The sequence below is a fragment of the Frankia sp. KB5 genome (genome assembly GCF_002099325.1).
Lineage (GTDB): Bacteria > Actinomycetota > Actinomycetes > Frankiales > Frankiaceae > Frankia > Frankia casuarinae.
On the sequence record NZ_MRUJ01000174.1, the window covers coordinates 1 to 18,960 of the forward strand.

An 18,960-nucleotide genomic window follows, 5' to 3' on the forward strand; every position below is an offset into this window, starting at 1 on the left:
CGCCTCCCGCGCGGCGGCAACGATCAGCGACTCCAGAGTCTCCTCGGGCAGACGGCCAAACGGGGTATGACCCCAGCCCACGATCTCCACGTCGTGGTCCACATCCAGTCCCTTCAACGCTCAGACACCCTTCACTGCTGAGACACCCCGGCAGGTCACTGCCAAGACACCCCGGCAGGTCACTGCCAAGACACCCCGGCAGGTCCGCCCGCCACGCCGGCACCAGGCTTCGTGCCCACCTGAGCCAGCCGTACCGGTGTCACCTTCCGCACGTCGTCGGCGGTGACGCCCGGCGCCGTCTCCACCAGCACCAGACCATCGGAGGTCACGTCGATGACGGCGAGGTCGGTGATGATGCGCTGCACGACACCTGTGCCGGTCAGCGGGAGCGTGTTCGCGGGCAGGATCTTCGGCGATCCGTCCTTGGCGCAGTGCTCCATCAGAACGATCACGCGGCGGGCGCCGTGGACCAGGTCCATCGCGCCCCCCATGCCCTTGACCAGCTTGCCGGGCACCACCCAGTTCGACAGGTCCCCGCGCTCGCTGACCTGCATGGCGCCGAGGATCGCCGCATCGATCTTCCCCCCACGGATCATCCCGAAACTGGTGGCGGAGTCGAAGAAGCTTGCTCCCGTCGCGGTCGTCACCGTCTCCTTGCCGGCGTTGATGAGATCCGGGTCCTCCTCGCCGGCGACCGGGTAGGGACCCAGGMCGAGGATGCCGTTCTCACTCTGCAACACGATCTCCACGCCGTCGGGCACGTGGTTGGGAACCAGCGTCGGCAGACCGATGCCGAGGTTGACGTAGTCCCCGTCGTTGAGTTCCGCCGCCGCACGGGCGGCCATGTCGTCCCGGGACCAGGGCATCTCAGGCACCTCCTGCAGCGGTTGTGACGGCACGCAGGGTGAGCCGCTCGATCCCCTTGTCCGCGGCCTGGCCGGGCGTCAACGCCACCACCCGCTGCACGAAGACTCCGGGCAGGTGGATCTCGTCGGGATCCAGCGCACCCGGCTCGACGAGTTCCTCCACTTCCGCGATCGTCACCCTCCCGGCCATGGCGCAGAGCGGGTTGAAGTTGCGGGCGGCCCTGCGGAAAACCAGGTTGCCGTGCCGGTCACCACGCCGGGCCCGCACCAGGGCGAAGTCCGGCCGCAGCGCCGTCTCCCGCACGAAGACCTGCGGCACCCCGTCGACCTCGAAGACCTCGGTCGGCTTGGGCTGCGAGGCCAGCGCCACCTCGCCCGAGGCGTCGTACCTGATCGGCAGCCCGCCGTCGGCGACCTGCGTGCCGACGCCGGTGCGGGTGTAGAACGCCGCGATCCCGGCTCCACCGGCGCGCAGCCGCTCCGCCAGCGTCCCCTGCGGGTTGAACTCGATCTCGACCTTCCCGGAGAGGTACTGCCGTTCCAGTTCCTTGTTCTCCCCCACGTACGACGCCACCAGACGGCGGATCCGCCCGCCCTCCAGCAGCAGCGAGTTACCCACACCCGGGATCCCGCAGTTGTTGGAAATGACGGTCAGGTCCGAGGCCCCCTGTTCGGCGAGCGCGGCAAGGAGCACCGACGGGATGCCGCAGACCCCGAAACCACCACTCGCCACGCTGGCCCCGACCGGAATATCGGCGACCGCCTCCTGCGCCGACGCCACGACCTTGTCCATCTCACCCCTCCTTCAGCAGGGCCCGGCACAGCAGAACCGTCTCGGGCGGCGCATCGGCCGGGATCGTGGTCAGCACAAGCCGGGCTTCGTCACGAGGCGCCTCGCCCTCGCCGTGCCAGAACGCATCGGGAAGGACGACAGCCCGCGTGACATCGCCGGCCAMGTCGACCGAGGAGGCGAATCGCACCGCCAGCGTCCAGTCGAAGTGCCCGGCCACATTGGTCAGCGAGGTATAGCCACCCGCCCGCTCCGGGAACTCCAGCGTGGCGGAGTCCCCGCGGCGGGCCCGGGCATCAAGGAGCAGCAGTCCCAGCGGCGGCGACCCCAAGCGCCCCAGCCATTCGGCGAGGTACATGGAGGCGCTGTCGGCGTGGTCCTCGCTCACCTCGTCCAGCCCCGTGCCGGCCCGGTCATGTGCCCGCAGCAACCACCTCGCGGGCGACGGCACCGACAGCACGACCCGTCGCCGGGTCGAGTCCGCCAGCGTGCGCATGGTCAGGACCAACCGCTCGACGGCGGGCTCGTCACCGAGCAGGGTGCGTAACGCATAGCCCGTGCGGCTACGCTTCCCCAGCGCGCTCACCAGGTCAGGCGTCGCCGCGAGATACGCGTCGTAGAACGCCTCGGCATTGACGAACACCGCATCCGGATCCAGCAGGGCCTGGACCTGGGCGACGTGCCCGGTCAGGGCGGCGAGGTCACCCCAGGGGATCTCGCTGCCCTGCCGTAGCACTGCCGTCGCGTAGGCGTCGTGGTCGATCACCAGCGCCCGGCCGCCGGGCGCGGCAGCGAGCAGGGCAGTGAGAGAAGACATTCAGTGCTCCTTGAACCTCAGGGCTCCGTAAACCTCAGGCGAGACGCTTGACGTCCTCGCCGTGCCTGTCCTCCAGCTCCCGCACGCGCGCCTCCAGCGCCGCGATCTTCAGCTCCCGGCGGTCCGGAATCACGATGATCGGCAGTTCCTTCAGCGGCGCCTTGACCCGCTGGGGACCGTCGATGGTGAACACCGTGGCGGTGAGGTCCTTGGTGTCGTCGCCCCAGGAGCCGTAGTAGAGGAGGTCCTTCGGCGGCTCCTCGGTGACGAAATCCTTGACGAACTCCGCGTAGGGCTTGCCGCGCGTCAGGCGCGTCTGGCGGACCCGCTCGCGGGCCTGCCTGGTGCCCTCGGCGTCGAGCCGGAAGGTGATCGGGTCATAGCGGACACCGAAGATCTCCTCGGCGACCTTCTGGCTGATCCGGCCGAGCTCGGCATCGCGCACCACCGACTCGGGCAGGCGCTCCAGCGGGTCGCCGTACCCACCACCGGCGCCCTGGGAGATCATGTAGAGCTCGCCGTCCTTGGCGCGGTCGTACTGCAGACCCATGTGATAGGTCGAGTACTTCCCGTCCGGGAACGGACGCTCGTTCATGACCTTCTCGATCGAGAGGTCGAACTTCTTGTTGTCCCGACGAATGTGCTCGTAGACATTCGTGCCCTTGACCATCGCCAGCGGGTAGGTGCCGCAGCCGTAGCCCCCGAACATGCCGTAGATGGACGAGAACTTCGCTCCGGAGGTCACCGTCATGAAGCCCCACTCCGGCGTGCCCTCGGCGGCCACGATCATCTCGTAGCCCATGCCGCCGGTGAACTTGCCGAAGCCCATGTTGTCGCGGACCAGGCGCTTGGCCACCAGCTGCATGAAGGGCACCTCCTCCTCCATGACCTCCTGCTCGGCCGTGTCGGCCATGGCGCAGAAGAGCGGCGAGACGGCGTCCTCACCGTCCCGGAAGGGCTTGGCTCCCCCGGGCATGCCGTTGAGGTCGGCACACAGGTTGCCGACCATGTCGCCGTGTTGGGTGACACCGCCCCACAGGAACGTGTTGATCTGGTTGAACCAGTTGGCCACGATGTTCGAGTACTTGTGCGGCGTGGAGAACGACATCTTTCCGTAGAGCGCCTGCATCATCGAGAAGCCTCGGAACGAGGCCTGCAGCGACTGTCCCATCGGGGCGTCGTAGGACGCGTCGGCCCAGGTGCCCTCGTCGGAGATGATCTCGATGCAGCTCATCGCCGCCGTGCAGCGCGGCAGGTCTGGCCACCAGAACGCCAGGATCGCCTGCATCATCATCGACTTCACCGAGCACAGCGGAGAGTTGATCGCCCGGTTGATGATCTCCGGTCCGGTGCCACGCAGGTCGACGGTCATCTTGTCGCCCTTGACGTGGATCCTGCAGGCGATCTTGATGAGGATGTTCTCCTTCAGCGTCGAGTCCATGAACTGGTTGAAGGAGTACGTGCCGTCGGGAAGCTCGGAGATCCGGCGGCGGACCTCCGCGTCGACGTCCTCGACGGTGACCCGCAGGGCCGCCACGAACGTGTCGACGCCGACCTCGTCGATGACCTTGTCGATGCGCTCCATGATCTTGCGTACCGCGGTGATCTTCACCTTCAGGTCGGCCAGCTGCAGCTTGGGGTCGCGCACCGAGTGCTGGAGGAAGGTCAGCAGGTCCCGGCGCAGATGACCACGCTCGACGATCTTGAACGGGCTCATCCGGAGGCCGTCGTCGAACGGGGTCTCCGAGCCCGACGGCATGCCGCCCGGCTCGCAGGCGCCGTTCTCGCCTTCGTGGATGGTCGCCGCCACCCACGCGATGATCTCACCCCCACGTATGATCGGCATGATCATCGACTGGTCGGTGTTGTGGACGTTGCCGAACCGGGCGTCGTTGTGGATGAATCCGTCGCCCTCGTGGATACCGACGGTCGGCTCGTCCTTCCAGTACTTCATGATGTACCGGATCGGGTGGTGCAGGATCGCGGAGAACGCGATCACCCCGTGGCAGGAGAGGTAGGACACGTCCCCGGCCGCGGTGTAGATCGCGGTCRTCAGGTCACCCCACTTCGCCCCGGGCGCGGCACCCTGCGCCTCGCACATCTCGTAGCCCTCGTCGAGCGCACCGGCAATCCGCTTGCGGATCCGCTCGACCACCAGCCGGTCGACACCGGCGGCGATCGCCGTCTCCTCCCGCGACGTCCGTTCCTGGATGGAGTGGTCACGCATGATCACCGGGTCGGGACCGAGGAAGAGGGTGGTCTCGTCCATGAACTGGTCGACCCACTCCCGCTCCTGGGGCGTGAGGGTGTTCTGCTCGGCGGCCTGCTCCTGCGTGGCGCTGTCGTCCGTGACAGTCATCGTCTTCTCCCTGGTGCGCTCGACGGTGTACTCGATCAGTCCTGCAGGAACCAGACGGCGCCCTGCACCGTCGGCTCCAGACGCCAGCCCGGCTCGACGAGGTAGGTGGTGTTCTCGGTGGTGACGATCGCGGGGCCGGGGATCACCCGCTCGTGCGACAGCGCGGCCTGGTCGTAGACCGGCGTCTCGATCGAGTCGTCCTGGCCGATGAAGTAGACCTTGCGGTGCGACACCTCGGTCGGCACCGTGCGCTCGCCGCCGGCCTCCAGCGAGTCGAAGTTGACGACGTCGCCGTCGACGTAGGAGGCCACCCGCACGGTCCCCACCCGGATCCCGGCTTCGGGTGCCGCGCTGCTGGCGCCGAACCGGTGGCTGTAGACATCACCGAAGGTGCGGATCATGTGCAGTACGTCGCCGACACCGTTCATCCGGTTGATGTCGAGGGCGACGGCCTGGGTGAGCAGCTGGTTGCCGTAGCGCATGTCCAGTTCCAGGCGGTACTTCACGTCGTCGGCCGCGAAGCCCTGACGCACCAGGTCCTCCCGGCCCCGGGCCTCGAGTTCCTCGACGATCGCGTTGAACTCCTCGTACTTGTCGTACAGCGACCGGGAGGTGGCGTTGTACATCGTGATGTGCACGCCGCGCTCGTGGAAGTGCAGCTGCTTCATGTTGCCGGCGCCGCAGGCGGAGAACACCGACGAGAACGGCGGGGCCAGGATCTGCTTGATGCCGGCATGGCGAGCAATACCGCAGGCGTGCAGCGGACCGTTGCCGCCGTAGGCGAGCATCGTGAAGTCCTCCGGCAGGTAGCCGCGCACCCGCAGCTCCTTGCCGATGCCGATCGCCATCTGCTCGTCAACACCGTCCTTGATCGCGCGGGCGATGGCGAGAACGTCCATGTCGAGCTGGTCGCACAGGTTCTCTTCGACGGCGAACCGGGAGCGCTTCGGGTTGAGCTTGATGTAGCCGTTGGCGTAGTTGTCCGGGTCCAGATAGCCGAGCAACAGGTCGGCGTCGGTCACCGTCGGACGCAGTCCGCCGCGGTCGTAGCAGGCCGGGCCGGGGTTGGAGCCGGCCGACTCCGGGCCGATCTTGATGGAGTTGTGAATCCGGTCGTACGACGCGATGGAGCCGCCGCCGGCACCGAGCGTGTCGAGGTGCACCATCGGCACCGACACCAGCCAGCGGTCGATGGTCGGCAGGAAGTCGTAGTGCTTCACGCCGCCCTCGGGCACCAGGCCGATGTCGAAGGACGTGCCGCCCATGTCAGTGGAGATCACATGGCCCAGGCCCGTCTCGTTCGACAGGTGCTCCGCGGCGCCGACGCCGGCGATCGGACCGGAGTGGATGGTCTGCAGGGCGTCGGTGGAGTTCATCTGCGCCATGCCACCGGAGTTGTGGATGACCAGCATCGGCTTGCCGTAGCCGGCGTCGCGCAGGTTGTTCGAGAGCTGGCTGAGCGCGTGAAACATGATCTCGTGCAGGAAGCCGTCCACGATGGTGGAGGTCGCCCGCACGTATTCGCCCTTGCGACCGGAGACCTGGTGGCCCAGCAGCACCGGGATGGCACCCAGCTCGTGGGCCGGGAACTCGTCGAGGATGATCTCCTGGATCGCCAGCTCGTGCTCGGGGTTCTCGGTGGCGTTGACCAGCGAGACCACCAGGGCCTCGGCGCCGGCATCCACCAGCTCACGGACCACCGTGCGGACGTCCTCGGGATCGAGCCTCGCCACGATCGTGCCGGCCGAGTTGACGCGTTCCTTGACCGAGCGGATCAGGTAGCGCGGCACCAGCGGTTCGGGCCGTTCGGCTGCCGGGAGGTTCTGTTGCATCGAGTAGTCCAGGCCCTCGCCGTACCCCCGGCCGCGGGAGAGCGGGATGGTGTCCTCGAAGCCATGAGTGACGATCGCCCCCACCTTGGGTCCCTTGCGCTCGATGAGAGCGTTGGTGCCCAGGGTGGTGGCGTAGCGGACCGAGTCGACCTCGGTGAGCACGGTGCCGCGGTCCAGTCCGGCCCGGCTGCACGCCAGGTCGAGCGCCTCGTTGAAGCCCAGCGCCAGGTTGTGGTGCGTGGTCAGCGCCTTCGCCTCGACGTAGGTCTCGTCCCAGACGAAGAAGCAGTCGGTGAAGGTGCCGCCGATGTCGACGGAGATACGTTTCATTGTCTCGGTTCTCCCTGCGAGATCAGCGGATGTGGCCGGTCGCCTTGTGCATGGCGGTGTATTTCTGCGCGTCCTCGCCGGGCCCGTAGTTGTGGACCTGCTCGGGGTCGACGCCGCGTTCCTCCCACTGGGTGCGCAGCGCGGCGACGTCGATGACGAGATCGGCCGTCGGCGGGTGTCCCGGGGGCACGTATTCGGTCTCGATCTGGGTGGCGCAGCCGGGGCAGTAGAACTCCAGGATCCGGCAGTACGTCGGGTCCGGGGAAAAGGTGAACTCGTAGCGGTCGGGATCGATGATCGGCTGGTGGATCTCCCGTGGGTCGCGGTCGTAGACCAGGCAGCCGAGTTTGTAGTTCCCGTGGGCAGACCAGATGTCGCGGCCGCACACCCGGCAGACCCAGCGCTCGGTGTCGAGGTCGATGACCAGGTATTCGGTCATGGGGACCCGCATGATGACTTTCCTCTCGTAGCTGTCAGGGGACGCTCGGGGCCGTCAGGGGAGGTCAGTGGGTGTCGGTCAGCAGCAGGTCCCCCGAGGCGGTGACCCGGAACTGCCAGCCGGGCAGCACGCGGGCGGTGAAGAACGGGCCCTCGACGATCACCGGGCCCTCGCCACTTCCACCGGGCGGCATCTCGGCGAGCACGAACACCGGCACCTTGTCGACCTGGTCGGGCGCGGAACGGACCAGGCGGGTCTCATTGCTCGTCACCCGGATCGCGGGCACGTCGGTGTCGGGAGCAACGTCGGGGTGCGGCAGCGCGGCCGTCACCGACAGTTGCAGGGAGACCTGCTTCCCGGGGAAGTCCGCGGCGTCGCCGGACTGGTACGGCCTGGTCTCCACCGGCGACCCGTCGGTCTCCTCGATGGTGAGCAGTACCTCGGTGCGGCAGTCGTCGAGGTCGTAGCCCTCCTGGAAAATGTCGCGCCTGGCCCGGGCAAGCATCTCGTCGTACGTCGCCGCGGTGCTTGCCGTGGTCGGCTCCGGCACGCCGACCTCGTAGGTCTTGCCGATGTCGGAGAAGGCAATGCCGAACGCGGAGAAGACCGCCGCCATCCGCGGGATCAGCACCTTCTTCACCCCTGCCGGACGAGCGGCACCAACGGCGCTCATCGGGCCGGCGCCACCGAAGGCGATGAGGGTCGAGTTCTCCTCGATCAGGTGCGCGAAGGAGTGTGCCAGCGCCTCGAAGTAGGCCCGCTCCATCCGGATCAGCGACTCCTCCAGGCTGATGCCCAGCGGCTCGGCGATGGTCTCGGTGATGACCGCGGCCGARCGGTCGGCGTCGAGCCGGAAGGTGYCGTCGAGGTAGGTGCTGGCGTCGAGGACGCCGAGCAGCAGGTTGACGTCGGTGATCGTGGCTTCCTTGCCACCGAAGCCGAAGCAGGCGGGGCCGGGGGCCGCCCCCACACTGCGCGGCCCGACCATGATCTGCCCGTCCACCACCGAGATCACCGAGGACCCACCGACCCCGGTCGAGTGCACGTTGCTCATCGGGTAGGAGATCGGGACGCCCTCGATGGTGCCGCGCTCATCGGCCGCCGCCGCGCCGCCGCGGACGACCCCCACGTCGGTGGTGGTGCCGCCGATGTCCATCATCAGCGTGTGATCGAGGCCGTACGTGCGAGCCAGCGCCGCCGTACCTTCCAAGCCGCCGCGCGGCCCGGAGGAGTACGTCTTCAGCGCCACCGCCTTGGCCACCCGCGAGGAGGCTCCGTCGTTGCGGTAGACCAGCAGCGGGTTGAGCACCCTGTACGACTTCAGCCGCCGCTCCGCCCCGTACAGGAACCGCTCCATGGTCGGGTGCAGGAACGAGTTGAGCACGCACGACCACACCCGACGCGGGTGGTCCCGGTCGCCGGCGAGGGACCACGAGTACAGGAGCGGGATCGAGCCGAGCAGGTGCCGCGGGAACTTGCGCAGCAACACGCTGCGTAGGCGACGCTCCTGTTCCGGCGACTCACCAGCCACCACCACCCGGGCGGCGCCCAGGGTGGTGAGCTGGTTGATCCGCTGGACGACTTCGAAGTCGATCTCCTCATCGGTCGCGCCCATGTCGATGGTGAGCATCCGGTCGGCGATCAGGCCGTCGAAGAGGTCCTTCTCGGCTTCACCGCCGCGCATCCGCTCGAACAGGCCCGGCATCGTGGTGAGGATGCCGATCATCGGRCCCCGCCGCTCGACCAGGGCGTTGGTGCCCTGGGTGGTCGAGTATCGGATGTGCTGCGTAGCGTGCAGCAGCTTCTCCGTGTTGGCTTCGCCGTAGAGGGCGACCGAGGCCTTCTCGATCCCGTCGAAGAGGCACTCCGACAGGTCGTGCGGAGTAGTGAGGGACTTGGTGTAGGTGAACTGGTCGCCATCCCAGACGCAGATGTCGGTAAGCGTGCCACCGTTGTCGATGTTGATCAGGGTGTCCATGACGCTCCTCGGTTCGTGACTCCCTGGGTTCCATGCGCAGGCCCCGTTGTTGGGACAACCCTGCTGGTGTCCCACCGGGTGTCGGTGTCCCAAAATTGGACACTCACTGCTCTTGGATGTGGCGTGGCTCTCAGCCACGATGTTCTTCCACGGGGCCATCCAGGACCCCCGAGGAGGTGCACATGCCGGACACCGCGAACCGCCTCTTACGGGTGGCCGCAGCCCGGGCGGACTTCCTGGAGTGCGGCCGCGCGGGTGCCGTCGGTGTCCCCGACGTGCTCGCGGCATCATGGGAACGCAGCCAGGCGGCCGGCGTCGACAGCGCACGGCCGCACAGCGACTACATCGACGACATCGACACCGGGTCCCGGCTGGTGCGCTGCGCACGCCCGGTGCTCACTCAGCTCGGCAACGACACCGCGGACCTCCCGCTGGTCATCGCCCTGACCGACCACAGGGCCAGGCTGGTTCAGCGCATCGACTTGTCATCGACGGTCGGGCGGTTGCTCGACAGGGTCGAATTCGCGCCAGGGTTCAACTACTCCGAGTCGATGATGGGCACCAACGGTGTGGGCACCGTGATCGAGGYCGGTCAGCCGGTCAGCATCGTCGGGCCGGAGCACTTCACCGAGCCCCTGCAATGCTTCGCCTGCACCGGCGCCCCGGTCATCGATCCTCTCACCGGCCGGGTGGAGGGAGTGCTGGACATCTCCACGCTCACCCAGACCTGGAGCCCGCTGATGCACACCTTGGTGAAGAGCGCCGCCAAGGACATCAGCCGCAACCTGTTACTGGATCGCAGCCAGTCCCAGCAGGCCGTTTTCGAGACCTACCTGCGCGTCGAAGYCCGGGCGTCCCGACAGGCCGTCTTCGCCTTCGGTGACTCGGTCTTCATCGCCAACACCCCGGCCCAGGGCCTGTTCGACGCCAGCGAGCAGCTGACCCTGCGCGAGCACGCGACCTTCCTCATGAGCCGCCGCGACCGGGTGAGCGACACCCTGGTCCTGCCGGGGGGACGCATGGTCCATATCCGGGGCACCCGGATCCTGGCCGGCTCCGAGGTGGCCGGCATGGTGGTGATCGCCGACCTCGTCGCCACGGAGAAGGCCGGATCGCCGGGCGACTTCACCGAGCAGGTGCTGCCACAGATCGCGGTCGCGACCCTGCAGACCTCCCGCATCGCCGGCGACCTGTACCGGCCGCACGAGACCATTACCGGTGGTCGGTCACCGGCATGGGTACGCGCGTGCGACAAGCTGCGCGAAGCCCTCATAGCGAAGAAGCCGGCGATCGTGCTCGGTGAGACCGGCACCGGCAAGTTCACCCTGGTCGCCGAGATCTTCCACGCCTCACACCCGGGCGGCCGAAGCGTGTCGATGGACGCCTCCCAGCTGACCATCGAGAACTCCGAGACCGACATCGACTCACTGCTCGCGGGCAAGCCAGAGCCGACCCTCTACATCGTCCGCAATGTCGACCAGGCCAGCACCGAAGGGGTCGAACAGCTCGACGTGTTCTTCACTGCGATCGGCAGGCTCGACAACCCGACCTCATTCGTTGCGACCCTGTCGGACTCCTCACTGGACTCCGACCTGCCGTTCCACGCACTCCTCGGCCACTTCGAGGTAGCGATCACTGTGCCGCCGCTGCGATGCCGTACCGATGACCTCACCGCCATCACCTCGTCGGTCCTGCGCGACATGGCCCCCAACCGCAAGGTGCGGCTCAGCCCAGCCGCCGAGCGGATCATCGCGCGCTACTCCTGGCCACGCAACGTCTCCCAGCTGCGCGAGGCCCTCGAACACGCGCTGCGGCGGCGACCGGTCGGGGAGATCCAGGCCCAGGACCTGCCGGCCTACTGCCAGACCACCTCGCGGCACGTGCTCACCCCGCTGGAGGCAGCCGAGCGGGACACGATCGTCGCCGCTCTCCAGGAGACCGAGGGCAACCGAATGCTGGCGGCCACCAGGCTCGGGATGTCGCGGTCCGGCCTTTACCGCAAGCTGAAGGCCTACGGCATCACCGCCTGACGGGCATCACCGCCTGACGCGTCCCCGGTGGGACGGACCGCCCTTGGCTCAGTCTGAACCAGGGCATGCCCCGCGCCGGCGGTCCGCATGAAGCGGAGAGGTATAAGCCCGTGCAGCCGTCTCATGTTGAGACCGCCTTCCCGCCGCCCATGGGGTGTGATGTTGTGTGATGCAAATCACCCGAATGACGTGGTCGTCACCCCGAGTACAGCCCAACCAGTGACCCGCCCTGGCTTCGGTGACCGTCCGCGCTCACACCGTAAGGAGTCGTATGAGCCGCCAGCGCCCGACGGCGATGCGTGAGACCTACCTATTGATCGACAGACTGTCGGCGGAGTTCGGGCAGGCGCGGTGAGTGAGTACGGGAAAGCCACGCGACGCGGGCTGCTGGCCAGTGCCCCGCTGATCGCCGCGGCGCCCATCACCACGCTTGCGGCCTCGATCACGGCAGCTGAGCAGCACACCTCGAGTGAACAGCACACCTCGATGCCTGCAAGCCATCCGGCCACAGGCCACGGGGCGATGATCGGCCCCGGGGTCCCGRCACCAGGCGGCCCCCACGACCTCGACGACCTCCTCCACCCGCCGCCGGCTCTGGTACATCAGCCCGGCCGAGTGCGCGAATACAAGATCTTCGCTATGGACAAGGAGATCGAGATTGCGCAGGGTGTCACCTTCCCGGCCTGGACGTACAACGGCACGGTTCCCGGTCCGGTCATCCGCGCGACCGAGGGTGACCTGCTACGCGTGCGGTTCACCAACGGCAGTATGCACCCGCATACCATTCATTTCCACGGGATACACCCAGCGAATATGGATGGTGTCTTCGAGATCGTCGATCCCGGTGGAACCTTCGTTTACAATTTCCCGGCGACCCCCTACGGGATGCACATGTACCACTGCCACGCGACGCCGCTCAAGAAACATATTGCCAAGGGCCTTTACGGCGCATTAATCATCGATCCACCGCAGCCACGCCCGACGGCGCGGGAGTTCGTCATGGTCATGAACGGCTTCGATACCGACGGCGACGGTGAGAACAACTTCTACACGGTCAACGGGCGCGCCTTCTACTATGCGCGCTATCCCATCCAGATCAAACGCGGCGAACTGGTCCGGATCTACCTGGCCAACCTGACCGAGTTCGATCTCATAAACTCGTTTCACCTGCACGGCGAGTTCTTCCGCTACTACCCGACCGGCTCGGGGGACCAGTACGAGTACACGGACACGGTCATGCTCTGCCAGGGCCAACGCGGGATCATCGAGATCGAATTCCATTACCCGGGCCGCTTCATGTTCCATGCCCACCAGTCGGAGTTCGCCGAACTCGGCTGGATGGGATTTTTCGAGGTGACCAACTCATGACCAGCGAATCCCGACGGTTCCCGGAGGCCTCGCGGTCGGGCGGCCTGCGCTGGCGGCTGTGGGCGCTGGTTCCGATCACCCTGCTCGGTGCGGTCGTCTGGTTGTTCACGTCCACCGGAACGTCACTAACCGGACTCATCCGCGCCAATCCTCCCGCACCCGACGAATTCGCCGTTCGCCGCGTCGTCTTCGAACCGGGCGAGATCCGCATCCACGTCACCAACCCCCAGCATGCCGACCTCACCATCGCCGTGGTCACAGTCGACGACGCGATCGTGCCTTTCACGGTGGATGGTGGAAGCGTCCTGCATCATCTGCGTTCGGCCACCATTGCTGTCCCCTACCCGTGGATACCCGAGGAGCCGATCGCGGTCGGGGTGACAAGCTCCACCGGAATCCAGACCAGCAAGAAGATCACAGCGGCGGTCGAGACGCCCGGCGTTACCGGCCGCAGCATCCTTGGCTACACAATCATCGGCTTCCTCGTCGGCGTGGTACCGATCGCGCTCGGACTGGCCTGGCTGCCCTCGCTACGCCGGGCCGACTCCCGCTGGACCAGCGGCTTTCTGGCGCTCACCGCTGGTCTGCTCACCTTCGTGGCCTTCGACGCCCTCGGCGAGGCATTCGAACTTCAGGCCGGCCTGCCCACCAGCCTGCACGGTACCGGGGTGGTCCTGTTCGGTGTCGCCGCCAGCTACCTTGCCCTGACCTTCGTCGCCAGCCGCCTGTCCGGCAATACCGGTGCCGGGCTGAGCGGAGCCACGCTGGCAACGCTCGTCGCGATCGGTATCGGCCTGCATAATCTCGGTGAGGGCCTGGCCATCGGCTCCTCCTTCGCGCTGGGAAAGCTCGTCCTCGGCACGTTCCTCATCGTCGGATTCATGATCCACAATATCACCGAGGGACTTGGCATCGCGGCCCCGCTCGCGGAACAGTCCGAGGTGAAGGCGCCCCGGCTCGTCAGCCTCGCGCTTGTCGCGGGTGCGCCCGCCATAGCCGGAACCTGGATCGGTGGATTCCTCATCAACGACGTCCTCGGGGTGCTGTTCCTGTCCATCGCGGTCGGAGCAGCCCTGCAGGTCGTCGTCGAGATCGGACGCCGCCTGGCCCGCCGGGCACCCGGCGGGCTCGGCACCGGTCACGTCCTCGGGGGATTCCTCGCCGGCATCGCCGTCATGTACACCACCGGACTGCTCACCGGCTGAGCGCGGATGGACCCCCAGGCACAGAAGCGGGAGCCGGTGGCGGCAGGAGTTCTCCAGGCCGCCACCGGCTCCCGCTGTCAGTTCGACGTTGAAAAGCGGTTGACCGGGCTGGGACAGCTGTCCGATCACTTCCGTGTTGGTCGCGAAGCCGGTCCGGCGGTAGGCGGCCCGCCGGACCGGCGTCATCCGCTCCGGAAACGGTGGTGCTGACCGGACGCGAGACCGTTCCTGCCGTGGCGTGTCGGCAGCTGCCGACACGCCCACCGGCCGCCTGACGATCAGGCGATGTTGGAAGGCCGGACCAGGCCCTCCGCGAGATCCCCGAATCCGGGAGCGATCACGGCACCCGGGTTGCCGATGACCTCCTCGACAACCAGGGTTTCCGTTGTCAGCAACAGCGCGGCGATCGACGCCGCGCTCTGCAGCGCGCAACGGGTAACTTTCACCGGGTCGATGACACCGAAGCCGGCCATCTCCCCGTATTCTCCGGTCGCGGCGTTGAAACCGTGACCGCGCGGCAGCTCGGCGACCCGCTTGACCACTTCGTCGCCGTCGTAGCCGGCGTTGATCGCGATCCAGCGCAGTGGTTCGGCGATGGCCCGCCGAACGATCTCCCTGCCTTCGGCGGCGTCGCCGGTCAGCGTGAGCTTGTCAAGGGCCGAGGCCGCTTGCAGCAGTGCGGTACCACCGCCCGCCACGACACCTTCGGYGAGAGCAGCCCGTGCCGCCGCGAGGGAGTCCTCGACCCGGTGCAGCTTCTCCTTCAACTCCACACCGGTCACGGCGCCGACCCGGATCACCGCGACGCCGCCGGACAACCGGGCGATCCGGGTCTGCAACGTGTCCTGGTCGTGGGGGTTCTCCGCCCGTTCAAGCTCCCGCTTGAGCTGGTCGATCCGGGCATGGATCTCGGTGGCGGAACCGGCGCCGTCGACGATCGTAGTCGCATGCTCGGTAATGGTGGCCTTCTTGCAACGCCCGAGCTGGCCGAGGGTGACCCGGTCCAGGGAAAGCCCGGCATCCGCGGTAATCACCTGACCGCCCAGAAAAACCGCGAGATCGTTGAGCTCGGCCAACCGACGGTGACCGAAACCGGGTGCCCGGACCACCGCGGACCGGAAGGTCCCGTGCACATTGTTGGCGACCAGCATGCCCAGTGCCGGTCCCTCGACGTTCTCCGCGAAGACGATCAACTGGCCGCCGGCCCGGGTGACCAGCTCGAGGACTGGCATCAGGGTCTGAACCTGAGAGATCTTCTCGTTGGTCAACAGGATGTAGGGGTCGGTGTAGGCGGCCTCCATCCGCTCGGTGTCGGTGACCATGTACGGCGAGAGGTACCCGTTGTCCAACTCGATACCGTCCACGAAGCTGACCTCGAGTCCGAAGATCGGGGATTCCTCGACCGTGACCACCCCGTCGCAGCCGACCCGGCCAAGGGCCGCGGCCACGACGTCGCCGATCCGGGCATCGTTGTTGGCGGCGAGGGTCGCCACCCGGGCAAGATCGGCCTCGCCCTCGACCTCTCCCCGGTACTTTTCAAACTCCTCTAGCAGGGCGGCCACGGCAGCCTCGATGCCGTTCTTGAGAAACATCGGGTTGGCGCCCCCGTCCACGGCATGCAGACCCTCCCGGACGAGGGCCTGCGCGAGCACGGTGGCGGTGGTGGTTCCGTCGCCGGCAGTGCCGTTGGTCTTGGTCGCGACCTCCTTGACCAGTTGCGCCCCCATGTTGGCGAAGGGGTTACGCAGCTGGATCTCCCTGGCTATGGTCACACCGTCATTGGTGATGGTGGGCGGCCCGGTCAGTTTTTCGATGACGGCGTTGCGGCCCTTTGGACCCAGAGTCACCTTGACGGCGTCCGCCAGGGCATTGACCCCGGCCTCCAGCAGGCGGCGCGCCTCGACATTGAACCGCAGATCCTTGGCCATCTCTTCCTCAGTCCTTCCGCTCCGCATCCGTCAAGGCGGGCCGATGGCGGCACGATCGTGGCTGCGAGCAGCTGGCGGGGCATGGTGGCGAAACCAGCCCCACCTGGAGCCCGATCCGATCGCACAGTCGCGCCGCCGGAGCCCTGGGTTCCCGAGCCACGCACAGATCGGGTCCGAGTGATCAGTAGATCAGGGGATCAGGATCGCCCGACCGCGCACCTTGCCGTGGTGAAGGTCGTCGAGCGCCTGGTGGAACTCTGCCAGGGGGTAGGCACTCGTGTGCAGGGTGACCTTGCCACGGGTTGCGAGAACCATCAGCTCAACGAGGTCGCTGTACGATCCGACCAGGTTACCGATGAAGTTGATCTCAGTGGAAATGATGTCGATGGTGGAGACGTTCAGCACCCCGCCATAGCCGACAACATAATACGAACCGGCGCGACGCAGCATGGCGACACCCGCCTCGATCGCACCGCCTTCGCCGACAAAGTCGATGACTGCCTCGGCGCCGCTGCCCCCGGTGAGATCGAGTACCGCGGACACCTCGCTGCCGTCGGCCCGCACCGTGTGGTCGGCGCCCAGTTCGCCGGCGAGCCGCAACGCCTCGGCGGAGCGGTCGACGACGATGATCTCGGCTGGGGTGAGGGCACGCAGCACCTGCACACCGATGTGGCCCAGACCGCCGGCTCCGATCACCACGACCCGGTCACCGGGACTCAGCGCCGCGGCTGCCTTGCGTGCCGCGTGATAGGCGGTCAGTCCGGCGTCGGCCAGTGCCGCCACATCCGCCGGTTGCAACGACGGGTCGAGTTTGACCACCGACCGGGCGTTGGTCCGCAGCAGTTCGGCGTAGCCGCCGTCGCTGTCGATTCCGGGAAAGGACGCCCGGGCGCAGTGCACGTCGTCGCCGTCCCGACAGGCCCGGCATAGCCCGCAGGTGACCAGCGGGTGCAGGATGACCGGGTCGCCCACGGCGATGTCGCTCACCGCCGAACCGACCTCGTGCWCCCAGCCGGCGTTCTCGTGGCCGAGCACGTACGGCAGGGTCACGCCCGACTTCTGCTCCCACTGCCCTTCGATGATGTGCAGGTCGGTCCGACAGACACCGGCGCCGCCGATCCTGACCACCACGTCCAGCGGATGGAGGATCTTGGGCTCGGGGACGTCTACCAGCCGCGGCGCGTTGTCGTACTTGATGACCTGGACGGCCCTCATCGGCCCACCTCCACGTTCGTCGCTGTCACGTCACTGTCACGTCATGGGTGTGCGGTCCACCGTGCCGTACCGCGTCTCCAGCAGACCGCGGCAGACCGTGGTGTTCGCGTCGATCGTCACCCGGACGGTCCGGGCAAACCGCAGCCGGAGGGGCAGCGCCTCGCGATCGATCGGACGGCCGTCGTCGTCAACGAACAGCGGCGCCTCGGGAGCCAGGGACAGTCCGAGGGCATCCCGTCGGCGCAGCAGGCTGCGTCGTTCCGGTGACTCCGGCATGTCCGCCAGCCGGGCCCGATCCAGCGACTCGGGTGACCAGCCCGCGGCTACCAGGCGCTTGGCCGCGCCTTCCAGGCTGGCGGTGTGCGCCTTRCGCAGGAAGGTCATCCGCAGGTCGTCGAGGCCTCCGGTGGCCTCCCCAGGAAAACTCGCCGGGAAACCGTCTCCGGCGGCGACTCCGGCGTTGATCTCTTCGGCAGCGAAGTGATCCTCCAGGGCCACGTCCACCTCGGTGACTCCTGGCAGCTCCTTCACCACGTCGTGCGCGTCGGACACCATCAGGTAGGCGAAGTTCGGCGCACAGAAGTAGGTCGGGAGTCTGAGCCGAACCTGCACCCGCCCGTCCTGGACCACCAGAGCACGGACGAATCCCAGCTCGGTGACGGGCTGGTCGAGCTCTGGGTCGTACACCCGCCCCAAAGCTTCCCAGACGTCCGCGGCCAGGCCGGTCCTACTGGTTACTGTGGGTGTGGTCATACGGACTGCCCTGCGCCCACGAGAGGCGTCGACGCCGGAGAACCGCTGCCCGCCCCGCTAACCTCGGCCGGTACCTCGATGTCGTAGAGCGCGGCCGCGTTGAGACCGAGAATTTTGCGCTTGATGTCGGGGGTGAGCACGCCGTACTCGGCCTGCATGTCCGCCGGGATCTGGAAGTCGACGAACTTCTCGACCAGCCACTTGGGGTGCCAGATCGCGTAGTCACTCGAGAAGGTCAGCCGGTTCTCGTCGAGCCAGTAGAGGAGCTCACCGATGATCTGCGCGAAGTAGCGCGGCCGGCTGTGGATGAACGGCATGGCCACCGCGAGYCCACCGTAGACATTGGGCTCCTGCGTGGCGATCCAACAGAAGTCCTCCAACCGGGGCAGTCCGACGTGTTCGATGATGAACCGCAGCTCGGGGAATTCGGTGGCCACATCATCGACGTCGGCGACATCGAACGCGTCCCGGTTCAACGGGTAGATCGTCGGGCCCTTGTGGATGTGGATGTTGCGGATGCCGAGTTCCTGGCACTTCTCCAGATACCGGTAGACCCACGGGTCGGTCAGCTTGTAGCCCTTGGACTCGCCCTTCCACTCCGCCGTGTAGAGCTTCACACCCTTGAGGTTCCAGCGTGCCGCCAGGTCCGCCAGCTTCGACAGGCCCAGTTCGCCGTCACGCGGGTCGAAGGCGCCGTTCACGATGAACTTGCCGGGGTACCGCTCGGCGAGCGCGCCGTCCTGCTCGGTGGTGTTGAAACCATTCCGGTAGAAGTCCGTCAGATAAGTGGGCTGGAAGATCCCCTTGTCGACGTAACCGTCCTCGAACAGGTCCTTCACCATGACTTCCGCAGAGTACTTCTGGAACTTTTCCCGCGGCCAGAGGTACTCCTGCGGGCTCAGATTCACATGGTAATCGTAGAAGCAGTCGATGAAACCTTTGCCGTAGCGGTTCGCCTGGTTTTCCGGGCTCCCATCCCAGAAGTGCAGGTGGGAATCCACGATGAAGTATCGCTCATTGTCCTTGACGTACATGTGGATATCCTCCGAA

Annotated in this window: 14 protein-coding genes; 3 read left to right on the forward strand and 11 right to left on the reverse strand. The window is 66.9% G+C overall.

What is annotated here, in order from left to right:
* Positions 1 to 179 precede the first annotated feature (179 nt).
* The 7 genes from KBI5_RS16890 to KBI5_RS16920 are packed head-to-tail and all read right to left on the reverse strand — an operon-like array spanning position 180 to position 9,411.
* Positions 180 to 866, reverse strand: coding sequence for a 3-oxoacid CoA-transferase subunit B (locus tag KBI5_RS16890; RefSeq protein ID WP_085015800.1), 687 nt, complete (start codon positions 864 to 866; stop codon positions 180 to 182).
* A gap of 1 nt (position 867) precedes the next feature.
* Positions 868 to 1,659: a CoA transferase subunit A gene (locus tag KBI5_RS16895; RefSeq protein WP_011436914.1), complete on the reverse strand. Its 792-nt coding sequence runs from the start codon at positions 1,657 to 1,659 to the stop codon at positions 868 to 870.
* A 1-nt stretch (position 1,660) separates the two neighbouring features.
* Positions 1,661 to 2,473 carry a hypothetical protein gene (locus KBI5_RS16900; RefSeq protein ID WP_085015793.1) on the reverse strand — a complete coding sequence of 271 codons (813 nt, stop codon included), beginning with the start codon at positions 2,471 to 2,473 and terminating at the stop codon, positions 1,661 to 1,663.
* Positions 2,474 to 2,507: 34 nt separating this feature from the next.
* The gene (locus KBI5_RS16905; protein ID WP_085015794.1) at positions 2,508 to 4,832 is read right to left on the reverse strand and encodes a hydantoinase B/oxoprolinase family protein; all 2,325 of its coding nucleotides are present in this window, start codon (positions 4,830 to 4,832) and stop codon (positions 2,508 to 2,510) included.
* A 35-nt stretch (positions 4,833 to 4,867) separates the two neighbouring features.
* Positions 4,868 to 6,994, reverse strand: coding sequence for a hydantoinase/oxoprolinase family protein (locus KBI5_RS16910; RefSeq protein WP_011436917.1), 2,127 nt, complete (start codon positions 6,992 to 6,994; stop codon positions 4,868 to 4,870).
* Between the two features lie 22 nt (positions 6,995 to 7,016).
* Positions 7,017 to 7,445, reverse strand: coding sequence for an acetone carboxylase subunit gamma (locus KBI5_RS16915; RefSeq protein ID WP_043591636.1), 429 nt, complete (start codon positions 7,443 to 7,445; stop codon positions 7,017 to 7,019).
* A 52-nt stretch (positions 7,446 to 7,497) separates the two neighbouring features.
* Entirely contained in the window at positions 7,498 to 9,411 is a 1,914-nt protein-coding gene (locus KBI5_RS16920) for a hydantoinase/oxoprolinase family protein (RefSeq protein ID WP_085015795.1), read from the reverse strand.
* 182 nt (positions 9,412 to 9,593) lie between these two features.
* Between KBI5_RS16920 and KBI5_RS16925 the strand changes: the two genes are divergently transcribed.
* The 3 genes from KBI5_RS16925 to KBI5_RS16935 all read left to right on the forward strand — a co-directional run bounded on the left by KBI5_RS16925 (position 9,594) and on the right by KBI5_RS16935 (position 14,014).
* On the forward strand, positions 9,594 to 11,441 hold the full coding sequence (locus KBI5_RS16925) for a helix-turn-helix domain-containing protein (RefSeq protein ID WP_085015801.1): 1,848 nt from the start codon (positions 9,594 to 9,596) through the stop codon (positions 11,439 to 11,441).
* A 486-nt stretch (positions 11,442 to 11,927) separates the two neighbouring features.
* A complete protein-coding gene (locus tag KBI5_RS16930) occupies positions 11,928 to 12,809 on the forward strand; it encodes a multicopper oxidase domain-containing protein (protein ID WP_085015802.1) in 882 nt (293 codons plus the stop codon).
* Entirely contained in the window at positions 12,806 to 14,014 is a 1,209-nt protein-coding gene (locus tag KBI5_RS16935) for a metal cation transporter (protein ID WP_011436922.1), read from the forward strand. Before KBI5_RS16930 ends, KBI5_RS16935 begins: the two co-directional genes overlap by 4 nt.
* A 278-nt stretch (positions 14,015 to 14,292) precedes the next feature.
* Here the strand turns inward: KBI5_RS16935 and groL are convergent, their stop codons facing one another.
* From groL to KBI5_RS16955, 4 genes are all read right to left on the reverse strand, one after another.
* The gene (gene groL, locus KBI5_RS16940) at positions 14,293 to 15,942 is read right to left on the reverse strand and encodes a chaperonin GroEL (RefSeq protein WP_085015803.1); all 1,650 of its coding nucleotides are present in this window, start codon (positions 15,940 to 15,942) and stop codon (positions 14,293 to 14,295) included.
* 189 nt (positions 15,943 to 16,131) lie between these two features.
* Entirely contained in the window at positions 16,132 to 17,157 is a 1,026-nt protein-coding gene (locus KBI5_RS16945) for an NAD(P)-dependent alcohol dehydrogenase (protein WP_085015796.1), read from the reverse strand.
* Positions 17,158 to 17,193: 36 nt separating this feature from the next.
* Complete coding sequence (locus tag KBI5_RS16950) at positions 17,194 to 17,910, reverse strand: iron-sulfur cluster assembly protein (protein ID WP_011436925.1); 717 nt, start codon at positions 17,908 to 17,910, stop codon at positions 17,194 to 17,196.
* A complete protein-coding gene (locus KBI5_RS16955) occupies positions 17,907 to 18,944 on the reverse strand; it encodes an amidohydrolase family protein (protein ID WP_011436926.1) in 1,038 nt (345 codons plus the stop codon). The genes KBI5_RS16950 and KBI5_RS16955 overlap by 4 nt, the downstream gene beginning before the upstream one ends.
* Positions 18,945 to 18,960 lie beyond the last annotated feature (16 nt).

Excerpts from the sequence above, each read along its gene's own strand:
- KBI5_RS16895 (WP_011436914.1), bottom strand. The coding sequence starts at position 1,659 with ATGGACAAGGTCGTGGCGTCGGCGCAGGAGGCGGTCGCCGATATTCCG.
- KBI5_RS16910 (WP_011436917.1), bottom strand. The coding sequence starts at position 6,994 with ATGAAACGTATCTCCGTCGACATCGGCGGCACCTTCACCGACTGCTTC.
- KBI5_RS16915 (WP_043591636.1), bottom strand. The coding sequence starts at position 7,445 with ATGCGGGTCCCCATGACCGAATACCTGGTCATCGACCTCGACACCGAG.
- KBI5_RS16935 (WP_011436922.1), top strand. The coding sequence starts at position 12,806 with ATGACCAGCGAATCCCGACGGTTCCCGGAGGCCTCGCGGTCGGGCGGC.